This window comes from Pseudomonas sp. CAM1A (genome assembly GCF_047501685.1).
In the GTDB taxonomy this organism is placed as follows: domain Bacteria; phylum Pseudomonadota; class Gammaproteobacteria; order Pseudomonadales; family Pseudomonadaceae; genus Aquipseudomonas.
Genome location: NZ_JBFNXP010000020.1, coordinates 29,680 through 42,560, shown reverse-complemented (window position 1 = coordinate 42,560; position 12,881 = coordinate 29,680). Strand labels below are relative to the sequence as shown.

The 12,881-nt window shown below is 66.2% G+C and carries 11 protein-coding genes; 8 read left to right on the top strand and 3 right to left on the bottom strand.

Features of this window, described 5'->3' with window-relative positions; genetic code table 11:
• The first annotated feature begins 875 nt into the window (after positions 1-875).
• The 5 genes from ABZO33_RS26020 to ABZO33_RS26000 all read left to right on the top strand — a co-directional run bounded on the left by ABZO33_RS26020 (position 876) and on the right by ABZO33_RS26000 (position 7,677).
• Positions 876-1,685, top strand: a complete 810-nt coding sequence (locus ABZO33_RS26020) for a gamma-glutamyl-gamma-aminobutyrate hydrolase family protein (protein WP_414538392.1) — start codon at positions 876-878, stop codon at positions 1,683-1,685.
• Positions 1,686-2,006: 321 nt separating this feature from the next.
• Positions 2,007-2,918, top strand: a complete 912-nt coding sequence (gene kdgD, locus ABZO33_RS26015; protein ID WP_414538391.1) for a 5-dehydro-4-deoxyglucarate dehydratase — start codon at positions 2,007-2,009, stop codon at positions 2,916-2,918.
• Positions 2,919-3,020: 102 nt separating this feature from the next.
• Positions 3,021-4,370 carry an MFS transporter gene (locus tag ABZO33_RS26010; protein ID WP_414538390.1) on the top strand — a complete coding sequence of 450 codons (1,350 nt, stop codon included), beginning with the start codon at positions 3,021-3,023 and terminating at the stop codon, positions 4,368-4,370.
• 73 nt (positions 4,371-4,443) lie between these two features.
• Positions 4,444-5,997, top strand: coding sequence for a galactarate dehydratase (gene garD, locus ABZO33_RS26005; protein ID WP_414538389.1), 1,554 nt, complete (start codon positions 4,444-4,446; stop codon positions 5,995-5,997).
• Between the two features lie 99 nt (positions 5,998-6,096).
• The gene (locus tag ABZO33_RS26000; RefSeq protein WP_414538388.1) at positions 6,097-7,677 is read left to right on the top strand and encodes an aldehyde dehydrogenase (NADP(+)); all 1,581 of its coding nucleotides are present in this window, start codon (positions 6,097-6,099) and stop codon (positions 7,675-7,677) included.
• A 50-nt stretch (positions 7,678-7,727) separates the two neighbouring features.
• Here the strand turns inward: ABZO33_RS26000 and ABZO33_RS25995 are convergent, their stop codons facing one another.
• A complete protein-coding gene (locus tag ABZO33_RS25995; RefSeq protein WP_414538387.1) occupies positions 7,728-8,477 on the bottom strand; it encodes a FadR/GntR family transcriptional regulator in 750 nt (249 codons plus the stop codon).
• Between the two features lie 79 nt (positions 8,478-8,556).
• Positions 8,557-9,324: an AraC family transcriptional regulator gene (locus ABZO33_RS25990; protein ID WP_414538386.1), complete on the bottom strand. Its 768-nt coding sequence runs from the start codon at positions 9,322-9,324 to the stop codon at positions 8,557-8,559.
• A 109-nt stretch (positions 9,325-9,433) separates the two neighbouring features.
• Here ABZO33_RS25990 and ABZO33_RS25985 point away from each other — a divergent pair, with 109 nt between their 5' ends.
• The 3 genes from ABZO33_RS25985 (at position 9,434) to ABZO33_RS25975 (ending at position 11,368) form a co-directional block, all read left to right on the top strand.
• Positions 9,434-10,249, top strand: a complete 816-nt coding sequence (locus ABZO33_RS25985) for a sulfite exporter TauE/SafE family protein (protein ID WP_414538385.1) — start codon at positions 9,434-9,436, stop codon at positions 10,247-10,249.
• 64 nt (positions 10,250-10,313) lie between these two features.
• Positions 10,314-10,964, top strand: coding sequence for a DUF998 domain-containing protein (locus tag ABZO33_RS25980; protein ID WP_414538384.1), 651 nt, complete (start codon positions 10,314-10,316; stop codon positions 10,962-10,964).
• 74 nt (positions 10,965-11,038) lie between these two features.
• On the top strand, positions 11,039-11,368 hold the full coding sequence (locus ABZO33_RS25975; RefSeq protein WP_414538383.1) for a hypothetical protein: 330 nt from the start codon (positions 11,039-11,041) through the stop codon (positions 11,366-11,368).
• A gap of 187 nt (positions 11,369-11,555) precedes the next feature.
• Here ABZO33_RS25975 and ABZO33_RS25970 read toward each other — a convergent pair whose 3' ends face one another.
• Positions 11,556-12,875 carry a c-type cytochrome gene (locus ABZO33_RS25970; protein WP_414538382.1) on the bottom strand — a complete coding sequence of 440 codons (1,320 nt, stop codon included), beginning with the start codon at positions 12,873-12,875 and terminating at the stop codon, positions 11,556-11,558.
• Between the last annotated feature and the right edge of the window lie 6 nt (positions 12,876-12,881).

Genomic DNA, 12,881 nt, shown 5'->3' with positions numbered 1-12,881 from the left:
TGAGGGGACCCGGAGCGAAGCGGAGGGCCGGATGAATGGAGCGCAGCGTTTTTTGGTTACTTTTTGTCGCGTTTGACAAAAAGTGACTCGCCGTAAGGGCGAAAAGGTGAGTGCGCGTCGACATCGTAAATGAATGCGCTTACAACTATAAAAACCGATGCCGATTGACTTTGACTTTGACTTTGACTTTGACTTTGACTTTGACTTTCAGAGCGTGAGTTTTGAAAGTTATACGCGCATTCATTGACGATGCCGACGCATAGTCACCTTTCCGCCCTTACGGCGGGKCCCTTTTTGAAGGATCAAAAARGAACCAAAAAATCCTCGCTCCATCATCCGGCCCCTACGCTTCGCTCCGGGGTCCCCTCACTCCGGGCTCGCTCCGGGAGGACGCGCCGACGGGCCATCCATGGCCTGATCGGCGCTTGACGGGCATCCATGCCCGTCACCTCCCTGCGCAAGCCCTCCGTTCGGCCTCCTGAAGTCGCAATTTGTGTCGCCTGAACTACCGCGCGCTTAGAAGCAAGAGCAAGAGCAAGCGCTGGGCTGGGCTGGGCTGGGCGTATCTTGCGGAGCATGCCTGCATGACATTGCATTGGTGCAAAGAGCCGACTGCGTCGTTAAATATTATTGACCTGGCTTGCGCCAAACCCTTGTCGCTCAAGGCTTCGACGGCCTACAGCCCCCGAAAAATGGCGGCTTGAGGCTTCGTCACTCGTTTGACATATCGAACGGCTCTGGCAAGCTATGAGTCAGGCCCCGACCGACATCGCCTGCAGGGCGAGCCGGCAGTGCTCGGGGCTTCAGGCAGCACTCAAGGCCCCGGCCGTGCGCCTGCACAACAACGACAGGCATGACCTGTCTCAAGGTGACATATGTCCAACAGCAACATTGGCAACAAGCAACCTTCCCTGCGCAAACCCGTCGTCCTGATGACCATGGGCAGCCAAGAGCGCAAAGGCCATGACTATCAGGTCATGACCCACAAATATATCTCCCCGCTGGTCGAGTTCGCCGGTTGCGTCCCGGTCCTGGTGCCCACCTGCTGCGGCGTCGAAGACCTCGAAACCTACCTGGACATGGCCGACGGCGTGTACCTGACCGGTGCCGGCAGCAACATCGACCCGGCCCTCTACGGCCAGGACAACCAGACCCCCGGCAAGGGCCAGGACAAGGACCGCGACCTGTTCGACATCCCGCTGGTCAAGGCGGCGATCAAGCGTGGCCTGCCGATCTTCGGCATCTGCCGCGGCATGCAGGAAATCAACGTGGCCCTCGGTGGCGACATCTACCAGAAGGTCTACGCCGAGCCAGGCTTCAACGACCACCGGGAAAACCCGGAAGATCCGGTCGAGGTCCAGTACGCCCAGGTGCACGGCGTGAAGATCAAGCCGGGCAGCTGGCTGCGTGACACCCTGGGCAGCGACGAAATTCGCGTCAACTCGCTGCACGGCCAGGGCCTGCGCAACCTGGGCGCCGGCCTCGAGCCGATCGCCCACGCCGAGGATGGCCTGGTCGAGGCGATCCACGCCCCGAGCATCTCGCCCTTCCTGTTCGCGGTGCAGTGGCACCCGGAGTGGCAGGCGGCGAAGAACCCCGACTCGATCAAGATGTTCCAGGCCTTCGGCGACGCCTGCCGCACGCAGGTCCGCAAGTCCCAGGTCAAGCGCAACCAGGCCGCCTGACCCTCTCAAGCTTCGTTAGCTTTGATCGCGGGGCGGCGCAAGGTCGCCCCCGTTTCCCACGGTCACCCTCTGCTGGTCCCAGAACACCTCCCGTGGAAGCGGGCGGCGGGCTTGTGCCTGTCTCCGCGATCTTTTTTCCCTCCACCCCTCAAGAGATACGATGACTTACAAAAGTCATCTCGCCTGCATCCGCGATAAGGCCGCCCGTCCCGTGCATCCAAAAATTCTGGGCCCAGGGTCTAGTCATCTAGATAGTTGTACGATAACTTACCTCTCACCTTGGTACCTCCTCCTTCCAAGCGCCACAGGATGCCTACAACAATGACTCCACAAGAACTGCAATCCATCCTCTCCCACGGCCTGCTGTCGTTCCCCGTCACCGACTTCGACGCGGCCGGCGACTTCAACCCCGCAGGCTACGTCAAACGCCTGGAATGGCTCGCCCCCTATGGCGCCAGCGCACTGTTCGCTGCCGGCGGCACCGGCGAGTTCTTCTCCCTGGCCGCCAGCGAATACAGCCAGGTGATCAAGACCGCCGTCGACACCTGCGCCACCTCGGTACCGATCCTCGCCGGTGTCGGCGGCTCGACCCGCCAGGCCATCGAATACGCCAAAGAAGCTGAACGCCTGGGCGCCAAGGGCCTGCTGCTGCTGCCCCACTACCTCACCGAAGCCAGCCAGGACGGCGTCGCCGCCCATGTCGAGGCGGTATGCAAGGCGGTGAACATCGGCGTGGTGGTGTACAACCGCAACGTCTGCCGGCTGAACGCCGACCTGCTGGAACGCCTGGCCGAGCGCTGCCCGAACCTGATCGGCTACAAGGACGGCCTGGGCGACATCGAGCTGATGGTGTCGATTCGTCGCCGCCTGGGCGATCGTTTCAGCTACCTGGGTGGCCTGCCCACCGCCGAGGTGTATGCTGCGGCGTACAAGGCGCTCGGCGTGCCGGTGTATTCGTCGGCGGTGTTCAACTTCGTGCCCAAGACCGCGATGGACTTCTACCACGCCGTCGCCCGCGACGATCACGCCACCGTGGCCAAGCTGATCGACGACTTCTTCCTGCCGTACCTGGACATCCGCAACCGCAAGGCCGGTTACGCCGTGAGCATCGTCAAGGCCGGGGCGAAGCTCGCCGGCTTTGACGCGGGCCCCGTGCGCACGCCGCTGACCGACCTCACCGCGCAGGAGTACGAGATGCTCGCCGCGCTGATGGACAAGATGGGCCCGCAATAAGCGAGCACCCCGCGGCCTGCCAAAGCCGCCGCCGGAGCAGGGACGCCCCGCTCCGGCCTACAACCAATCCCCGTATAAAAATAACGAGTGGGAGTAACCAGCATGCAAGCGACGCAAAAGACGCATGTACGCTACCTGATCCTGTTGATGCTGTTCCTGGTGACCACCATCAACTACGCCGACCGCGCCACCATCGCCATCGCCGGCTCTAGCCTGCAGAAAGACCTGGGCATCGACGCGGTCACCCTCGGCTACATCTTCTCCGCCTTCGGCTGGGCCTACGTGGCCGGGCAGATCCCCGGCGGCTGGCTGCTCGACCGCTTCGGCTCGAAGAACGTCTACGCCTTCAGCATCTTCACCTGGTCGCTGTTCACCCTGCTGCAGGGCTTCGTCGGCGGGCTGCCGGTGGCCTGGGCGGTGGTCACGCTGTTCACCCTGCGCTTCCTGGTCGGCTTTGCCGAAGCGCCGTCGTTCCCCGGCAACGCGCGGATCGTCGCGGCCTGGTTCCCCACTCAGGAGCGCGGCACCGCCTCGGCGATCTTCAACTCGGCGCAGTACTTCGCCACCGCGCTGTTCGCCCCGATCATGGGCTGGATCGTCTTCACCTTCGGCTGGGAACACGTGTTCGTGGTGATGGGCGCGCTGGGCATCGTGTTCTCGGCGGTGTGGCTGAAGACCATCTACAACCCGCGCCAGCACCCCCGCATCAGCAGCAGTGAGCTCGAGCACATCGAACAGAACGGCGGCCTGGTGGACATGGACCAGAAGCGCGGCGGCGACGGCCCGAAATGGGGCTACATCAAGCAACTGCTGACCAGCCGCATGCTGCTGGGCGTCTACCTGGGCCAATACTGCATCAACGCCATCACCTACTTCTTCCTCACCTGGTTCCCGGTGTACCTGGTGCAGGAGCGCGGCATGACCATCCTCAAGGCCGGCTTCATCGCCTCGCTGCCGGCGGTGTGCGGCTTCATCGGCGGGGTGCTGGGCGGTGTGCTGTCGGACTGGCTGCTGCGCCGCGGCAACTCGCTGACCTTCTCGCGCAAGCTGCCGATCGTCTGCGGCCTGCTGCTGTCGACCACCATGGTCTTCTGCAACTACGTCGAGGCCGAGTGGATGGTGGTCGGCTTCATGACCCTGGCGTTCTTCGGCAAGGGCATCGGCGCCCTGGGCTGGGCGGTGGTCGCCGACACCTCGCCCAAGCAGATCGCCGGCCTGTCGGGCGGGCTGTTCAACACCTTCGGCAACATCGCCTCGATCACCACGCCGATCGTCATCGGCTACATCATCAGCGCCACCGGTTCGTTCAAATGGGCCCTGGTGTATGTGGGCGCCAACGCCCTGGTGGCGGTGTTCAGCTACCTGGTGATCGTCGGCCCGATCAAGCGCATCGAGCTCAAGGAGCCGCCCAAGCGGGAACCTGCGCCCGACGCCGAACTGGCCCGCCAGTAAGCCGGACACGTCGGCGCCCAACGGCGCCGGCGCAAGCACCACGCCTGAGAGACAAGACAAGAAGGGCCTGACCATGCAGTTGATCGAACATTCCGAGTCGCCCCGCTACGTGCGCCTGCACCCCGACGACAACGTCGTGGTGGTGGTCAACGACGGCGGCCTGGGCGAAGGCGCGCGCTTTGCCGATGGCCTGACCCTGGTCGAGGGCGTGCCGCAGAGCCACAAGGTCGCCACCATGGACATCCGCAAGGGCGAGGCGGTGCGTCGCTATGGCCAGGTCATCGGCCATGCCCTGGCAGACCTGCGCCAGGGCAGTTGGGTCAAGGAAGATCAACTGGCGATGCCGGCCGCGCCCGAGCTTGCCAGCCTGCCGCGCTGCGACGCCGTGCCCGCGGCCCTGCCGCCACTGGAGGGCTTCACCTTCGAGGGCTACCGCAACGCCGACGGCAGCGTCGGCACCCGCAACATCCTCGGCATCACCACCACCGTGCAGTGCGTGACTGGTGTGCTCGATCACGCGGTGAAACGCATCCGCAGCGAACTGCTGCCCAAATACCCCAATGTCGACGACGTGGTCGCCCTCACCCACAGCTACGGCTGCGGCGTGGCGATCAACGCCCGCGACGCCTACATCCCGATCCGCACCGTGCGCAACCTGGCGCGCAACCCCAACCTTGGCGGCGAGGCGCTGGTCATCAGCCTGGGCTGCGAAAAGCTGCAGGCCGGCCAGGTGATGCACGACGGCGATCCGTCTGTGGACCTCAGCGAACCGTGGCTGTACCGCCTGCAGGATGCGACGTTGGGCTTCGGCGAGATGATCGAGCAGATCATGGCCCTGGCCGAGACCCGCCTGAAAAAGCTCGACCAGCGCCGCCGCGAGAGCGTGCCGGCCAGCGAACTGATCCTCGGCATGCAGTGCGGCGGCAGCGACGCCTTCTCCGGCATCACCGCCAACCCGGCGCTGGGCTATGCCGCCGACCTGCTGGTGCGCGCCGGCGCGACGGTGCTGTTCTCGGAAGTCACCGAGGTACGCGATGCCATCTACATGCTCACCTCCCGCGCCGAAACGCCGGAGGTCGCCGAAGCATTGGTGCGCGAGATGGACTGGTACGACCGCTACCTGCAGCAGGGCGCTGCCGATCGCAGCGCCAATACCACGCCGGGCAACAAGAAAGGCGGCTTGTCCAACATCGTCGAAAAAGCCCTGGGCTCGATCGTCAAGTCCGGCAGCGGCGCGATCCAGGGCGTGCTCGGGCCCGGCGAGCGGGTAACGCGCAAGGGCCTGATCTTCTGCGCCACTCCGGCCAGCGACTTCGTCTGCGGCACCTTGCAGCTGGCGGCCGGGATGAACCTGCATGTGTTCACCACTGGCCGCGGCACGCCCTACGGCCTGGCCATGGCGCCGGTGGTCAAGGTGTGCACGCGCAGCGAGCTGGCCCAGCGCTGGCCGGATCTCATCGACATCGACGCCGGGCGCATCGCCAGCGGCCGGGCGAGCATCGAGGAGCTGGGCTGGGAGCTGTTCCATTACTACCTGGACGTGGCCAGCGGCCGCAGGCAGACCTGGGCCGAACAGCACCGGCTGCACAACGACATCACTTTGTTCAATCCAGCACCGATCACCTGAACGATACAGGGGGCGTGGGAGCGGGCTTGCCCCGCGATGATGCAATCGCGGGACAAGCCCGCTCCCACGCACTGGCTCATCACCCATCCAGGAGTTTCAATGCCTAATATCCTCGGCCACAACTTCATCGCCGGCCAGCGCAGCGCCCTTGGCCCGCAACGCCTGCACAGCCTCGACGCCACCAGCGGCGAGGCCCTGCCCTACAGCTTTGCCCAGGCCACCGAGGGCGAAGTCGACCGTGCCGCCCGCGCCGCCGCCGACGCCTTCAGCGTGTTCCGCCAACTGCCCCCGGCCCGCCGCGCCGAGTTCCTCGAAGCCATCGCCGCCGAGCTGGACGAACTCGACGACCACTTCGTCGCCATCGTCTGCCGCGAAACCGCCCTGCCCGCCGCGCGCATCCAGGGCGAGCGCGGCCGTACCAGCGGGCAGATGCGCCTGTTCGCCCAAGTGCTGCGGCGCGGCGACTACCTCGGTGCGCGCATCGACCTGGCGCTGCCCGAGCGTCAGCCGCTGCCACGGGTGGACATCCGCCAGATGCGCATCGGCGTCGGCCCGGTGGCGGTGTTCGGTGCCAGTAACTTCCCGCTGGCCTTCTCCACCGCCGGTGGCGACACCGCTGCGGCCCTGGCCGCCGGCTGCCCGGTGGTGTTCAAGGCCCACAGCGGCCATATGGCCACCGCCGACCTGGTGGCCTGCGCCATCCTGCGCGCCGCCGACCGCACCGGCATGCCCAAGGGCGTGTTCAACATGGTGTTCGGCGGCGGTGTCGGCGAATGGCTGGTCAAGCACCCGGCCATCCAGGCCGTCGGCTTCACCGGCTCGCTGAAGGGCGGCGACGCGCTGTGTCGCATGGCCGCCGAGCGGCCGCAACCGATCCCGGTGTTCGCCGAGATGTCCAGCATCAACCCGGTGATCGTCCTGCCCGGCGCCCTGGCCAAGCGTGGCGAGGCCATCGCCCGCGAGCTGGCAGGCTCGGTGTGCCTGGGCGCCGGCCAGTTCTGCACCAACCCCGGCATGCTGATCGGCTTGCAGTCCCCTGGTTTCAGCCAACTGCTGGACGAGCTGGGCCGACACCTGGATCAGCAGGCCGGCCAGACGTTGCTCAATGCCGGCGGCCTGCGCAGTTATGTCGGTGGCCTGCAACATCTGCTGGCCCACGCTGGCATCCAGCATCTGGCGGGCCAGCCGCAGCAAGGCGATCAGGCCCGCGCCCAGCTGTTCAAGGCCGATGCCCGCCTGCTGGCAGAGGCCGACCCGCTGCTGCAAGAGGAGGTGTTCGGCCCGGCCACGGTGGCTGTGGAGGTCGCCGATGAGGCGCAGTTGCGCGCCGCCCTGCTCGGCCTGCGCGGCCAGCTCACCGCCACCCTGATCGGCGAGCCGGACGACCTCGAGGCCTTTGCCTGGCTGGTGCCGCTGCTCGAAGAGAAGGTCGGGCGCATCCTGGTCAATGGCTACCCGACCGGGGTCGAGGTGTGCGACGCCATGGTCCATGGCGGGCCATACCCGGCGACCTCGGATGCCCGTGGCACTTCGGTGGGCACGCTGGCGATCGATCGCTTCCTGCGGCCGGTGTGCTACCAGAACTACCCGCAGGCTTTGCTGCCGGAGGCGTTGCGCGATGGCAACCCGTTGGGGCTGCGGCGGCTGGTGAATGGGCAGTGGTCCGATCAGGCGATTTGAGCGCCCTGAAAGCGTCACTTGGGGCCGCTTTGCGGCCCCTGCCAAGGTGATCAGCCTCTTTGCGCCTCGGCCTCTTCATGGGCCTGGCGCAGGCGTTCGCGGCTGTTGCTCAGGTGCATGCGCATGGCCATCTTGGCGCCTTCGCTGTCGCGTCGGGCGATAGCCTCGTAGATCGCCTCGTGCTCGTGCATCAACCGGCTCATGTAATGCGCCTGGTCGTCATGGGCAAGGCGCGCCGAGTTGAGCCGGGTACGCGGGATGATGCTGGTGCCCAGGTGATTGATGATGTCGGCAAAGTAGTGATTGCCGCTGGCCTGGGCGATGCGCAGGTGGAACTGGAAGTCCGCCGACACCGCATCCGAGGCATGCGCCGCGCCCTCGTTGAGCTCGTCCAGCGCGGCGCGCATGCCGGCCAGTTGCTCGTCGCTGCGACGCTCGGCCGCCAGGCCCGCCGACTCGATCTCCAGGGCAATGCGCAACTCCAGCACCGCCAGCACCTCGCGCAGGGTGACGATGGTCGCCGGGTCGATACGAAAACCCCCGGTGCTTGGGGCGTCCAGCACAAAAGTGCCGATACCGTGGCGGGTCTCGACCTGGCCTGCGGCCTGCAGCCGCGATATCGCCTCGCGCACCACGGTGCGGCTGACCCCTTCCTCGGCCATGATCTGCGATTCGGTGGGCAGCTTGTCGCCGCGCTTGAGCTGACCGCTGCGAATGCGCTCGGTCAGCACCGTGACCAGTTCCTGGGCCAGGCTGCGTGGCTTGCGCCGGGCCCGTGCCTGTACCTGCTGCTCTGTCATGCCCTGTCTGTCTGGTTGTGGAAGACAGGCGGGATGATAGCGCAAGCAGTTGTACGATCACATACATCCGCGCGAGTTTTCATGCGCCCTGCCGCGCCGCCGAAGGCGTGTGACCCATGACTTTGCGGTACAGGCTGGAAAATGCGCTGGGGCTCTCGTAACCCAGGTCCAGGGCGATGGCCGTCACCGCCTCGCCCGCCGCCAGGCGTGTCACCGCCGCCATCAGGCAGGCCTGCTGGCGCCATTGGCCGAACGACAGCCCGGTCTGCTCGCGAAAACGCCGGCTGAAGGTGCGCGGGCTGCAGTTGAGTTGACGGGCCCAGGCCTCGGCGCGGGCATGGATCAACGGCTGCGCGAGGAATGCCTGGCACAGGGCCGCCAAACGTGGCTCCGTCGGCATCGGCGCGAACAGCGGCAGGCGCTGGGCCTTGCCCAGCTCGTGCAGCAGCAGCCCCAGCAGCAGGCCGTCGCGCCCTGCCTCGTCATGCAGCGCCGGCACCTCGGCGCTGGCCAGCAACAGCTGGTGCAGCAGTGGTTCGACGCGCAGTGCCTCGCATAGCGGGCCCGCGCGGGGCAGCGCTGTCGGCTCGATGTACAGGCTGCGGGTACTCACGCCGCGCATGCGCACCTGGTGCGGCTTGCCGGGAGGAATCCACACGCCGCTACCGGGCGGAATCACCCAGGCGCCATCGTCGGTCAGCACCTCCATCAGCCCGCTCATCCCATATAGAAATTGCGCCCGGCGATGGACATGCCTGGGCAACAGGGTGTCGGGCGGGTAATCGGTGGCGATGGCCAAAACCGCGCGGGGGGTGGCATCGATCTGGGACAGGGGAACATTGCGCATGATAGCGGGCTCTGGCCGTAACACGATGATTATTGGCCAACTGACGCAAGCCAGCCAAGGGGCAGGCGCCTACCCTGAGAGCCCCTGTCCTGGCCCTGAGGCTGCTGCCATGCTCTACCCCCTGCTTGGCCTGTTCGGCCTGTGTGCCGGCGTCACCACCTTGCTGTTCGGCTTTGGCGGCGGGTTCTTCGCCGTGCCGCTGCTCTATGCCCTGCTGCTGACCAGTCACGGCGCCGGCACGGCCGTGGCCGAGCATGCCATGCAGATCGCCGTGGCCACCTCGGCCACGCTGATGATCTTCAGCAGCGCCCTGGCCACCTGGCGCCACCACCGCGCCGGCAGCCTGCGCTGGGACCTGGTGCGCCCCCTGGCGCCGGCCATTGCCGTGGGAGCGCTGCTAGGCGCCTGGGCCGCCCTGTACGTGACCAGCGCCTGGCTCCGCTGGCTGTTCATCGCCTACCTGCTGCTCAGCCTGCTCGATGCCTGGCTGCGCCCGGGCTTCGTCCGCACAGGCGGGCAGGCACGGGCTGAAATGAGCCGTACCGACGCGACCCTGGCCGGCCTGCCCATCGGCGCGCTGGCGGCGCTGCTCGGCGTGGGCGGCAGCGTGATGACCGTGCCGCTGATGCGCCGCCGCGGCGCCAGCATGCGCACCGCCACCGCCATGGCCAATCCGCTGTCGCTGCCCATGGCCCTGGCGGCGACGCTGGTCTATGCCCTGGTGCCGAGCAACCAGACTGACCTGGGCGCCGGCCTGCTCGGGTTGATCGACCTGCGCGCCGCCTTGGTAATGACAGTCGGCGCCTGGCTGGGCATGCACCTGGCCGCCCCCTTGCTGGGGCGCATCCCCGACCACGTGCATGCCCGCGCCTACCTGGCGCTGCTGGCTTGCGTGCTGTTGGTGATGCTGCTCGTTGGCGATTGAGCCTGGCCATCGGTGATGCCCGCGCTGTAGGCTGCGACCTGCTCTCTCCAAGGAAGGAAACCGCATGAAGACGTTCGATCGCCTGCTGCTCGCCACTGGCCTGCTCATCCCGCTCTGGCTGCTGTCGGGCGTTGGCCTGACCGCCCTGGCCTATCCCGGCTACGACCACCTGCAACAGGCCATGAGCCAACTGGGGGCGGTCGGCGCGCCTACCCATGGCTTCTCGCCCTGGGTCAACAACTTCCCCCTGGCGCTGCTCTTCGGCCTGTTCGCCTGGGGCCTGGCGCGGCGCTGGCGGTACTCAGGGCTGGCTCGGTTGGGCGCAGGGCTGGTGCTGTTGCACGCTGTCGGCAGCCTGGGTACCGGCTGGTTTCCCTGCGACCAGGGCTGCGCGCCGCAGGATCCGTCGTTCTCGCAACAGATGCACAACCTCAGCGGCCTGCTGATGTTCCTCTCGCTGACCCTGGCCAGTGTGTTGTGGATCTGGCTGGGCAAACGCGTGGCAGGCTCCCCCTGGCTGGGAAGGTGGTCGCTGCTGTGCTCGGTGCTGGCGGTGATCACCGTGGTGCTGATGGCCAAAGCCGCGCAAGACGGTGAACTGTTCGGCCTGTACCAACGCCTCAACTATGGCATCAGCGTGTTGTGGGTTGCCGCCCTGGCCCTGCAGTCGCTGCGCTGGCGTTCCCGCGATGGCCTGCAAATGGCCATCGCCTGACGGCAAACTGCTGGCCCCCAGGCGTCGAAAGCGCGGGCAAACTTCGTTTTCCTTCAGATGCTTAGGACAGCAACATGCGCGTAATTCTAGCAACCGTGGCTGGCTGCCTGCTGGCCACAACCGCCTTCGGCGCCCAGGCCCGGGCCCTGAGCCAGAACGATCGCCAGGTGTGTGGCTGGGGCGCGCAGATCGCCGCCGAGGCACAACAGGCCAAGCTTTCCGGGGTGACCCTGTATGCCACGCGCAAGAAGTTGCAGGTACGCAAGTTCGCCAAGCCATGGATGCGCATGACGGCGTTCGGGATCACCGAGCAGACGTACAACAGCCGCTCGCGGCTGAAGCCGGCGGCGATCAAGCAGACGTATTACGAGCAATGTGCCCAGCATGCGATCGCTAAAAAATAGACTTTATAAATCATATATTTATGATTCATTTGTAATGTGATTTATGAACATGTATTGAAGTGGTTTCGAGGTATTCGGCGGCGTAATCGGCACCCGGTGGGAGCGGGCTTGCCCCGCGATCTGGCCAAGCGGCCAGCGCGGGGCAAGCCCGCTCCCACAACACCTCCCAGTCAATCAGGCTTGTCGATCAAGGCTCCGCAATCCCCGTGGTATCGCCGATCAGCGACTGCGCCTTGAGCGGCACCGGTGCCGCCTTGCGCAGCACCGCCACCTGCCCCGCAGTCACCGCCGCGGCCTGGTTGCCCCAGCTGCTGCGAATGAAGTTGACCACATCGGCCACCTGCTGGTCCGACAGCCGCCAGCCGAAGCCGGGCATGCTGAACGTCGACGGCGCGCTCGCCGTGGCCGGCAGGGTCGCGCCTTCCAGCACGATATGGATCAGCGAGGTGGCATCCTGCCCCTGCACCACCGGATTGCCCGCCAGCGCCGGGAACACCCGGGCATAGCCCTGGCCGTCGGTACGGTGGCAAGCCCCGCAGTTGTCCACGTACAACGCCGCGCCCGTCTTGCCGTCATTGCCTTGCCACAGCGCCTGGGCCACGCTGGGGTCCGCCTGGAACGGCTGGTCGTGCGGGTTGGTCGGCGGCAAGGTCTTCAGGTAGCGGGCAATGGCCGTCAGGTCGGCATCGCTCATGTACTGCATGCTGTGCTCGACCACGTCGCTCATGCCGCCGAACACCGCCGTGCGCTCGTTGCGCCCGGTCTTGAGGAAGGCGACGATCTGCGCCTCGTTCCAACTGCCCAGGCCGTCCTTGTGGTCGCCGCGCAGGCTCTTGGCGATCCAGCCCTCGAGCGGTGCGCTGCCGGCCAGGAAGGCATCGCCGTCGCTGGTATCCAATGCCTTTTCCTGCATGGTGATCGCCCGGGGCGTGTGGCAGGCGCCACAGTGTCCCAGTCCTTCGACCAGGTAGGCGCCACGCGCCACCACCGGGTCACGCCCGGCGGCTTCGAACGGCTTGACCGGCGGCGCGAACAACCCACGCCAGAATGCCAGCGGCCAGCGCATGCTCAATGGCCAAAGGATGTCGCTGGCCTTGTTCTGTTGCGCCACCGGCTGCACGCCATGCATGAAGTAGGCATATAGCGCCTGCATGTCCTTATCGCTGACCCGGGCATAGGACGGGTATGGCATGGCCGGGTACAGCGTGCTGCCATCCTTGCCGATGCCCTGGCGCACAGCGCGCTCGAAGTCCTCGTAGCTGTACTGGCCGATACCGCTCGAATGGGGCGTGATATTGGTCGAGTACAGGGTGCCGATAGGCGTTTCCATGGGCAGCCCACCGGCGAAGGGTTTGCCGCCCTTGGCGGTGTGGCAGGCCACGCAGTCGCCGGCACGGGCCAGGTACTCGCCCTGCTTGACCAAAGCTGGATCAACGCCGTCGGCGGCGTGCAGCAAGGTGCTCGCGCCCAGGCCGAGCATGGCGATGAACAGTGTCTTGAGTTTCATGACCGG

Coding starts and splice junctions, on each gene's coding strand:
- kdgD (WP_414538391.1), top strand. CDS start 2,007: ATGACTCCACAAGAACTGCAATCCATCCTCTCCCACGGCCTGCTGTCG.
- ABZO33_RS25975 (WP_414538383.1), top strand. CDS start 11,039: ATGCGCGTAATTCTAGCAACCGTGGCTGGCTGCCTGCTGGCCACAACC.
- ABZO33_RS26000 (WP_414538388.1), top strand. CDS start 6,097: ATGCCTAATATCCTCGGCCACAACTTCATCGCCGGCCAGCGCAGCGCC.
- ABZO33_RS25985 (WP_414538385.1), top strand. CDS start 9,434: ATGCTCTACCCCCTGCTTGGCCTGTTCGGCCTGTGTGCCGGCGTCACC.
- ABZO33_RS26010 (WP_414538390.1), top strand. CDS start 3,021: ATGCAAGCGACGCAAAAGACGCATGTACGCTACCTGATCCTGTTGATG.
- ABZO33_RS25990 (WP_414538386.1), bottom strand. CDS start 9,324: ATGCGCAATGTTCCCCTGTCCCAGATCGATGCCACCCCCCGCGCGGTT.
- ABZO33_RS25970 (WP_414538382.1), bottom strand. CDS start 12,875: ATGAAACTCAAGACACTGTTCATCGCCATGCTCGGCCTGGGCGCGAGC.
- ABZO33_RS25980 (WP_414538384.1), top strand. CDS start 10,314: ATGAAGACGTTCGATCGCCTGCTGCTCGCCACTGGCCTGCTCATCCCG.
- ABZO33_RS25995 (WP_414538387.1), bottom strand. CDS start 8,477: ATGACAGAGCAGCAGGTACAGGCACGGGCCCGGCGCAAGCCACGCAGC.
- ABZO33_RS26020 (WP_414538392.1), top strand. CDS start 876: ATGTCCAACAGCAACATTGGCAACAAGCAACCTTCCCTGCGCAAACCC.
- garD (WP_414538389.1), top strand. CDS start 4,444: ATGCAGTTGATCGAACATTCCGAGTCGCCCCGCTACGTGCGCCTGCAC.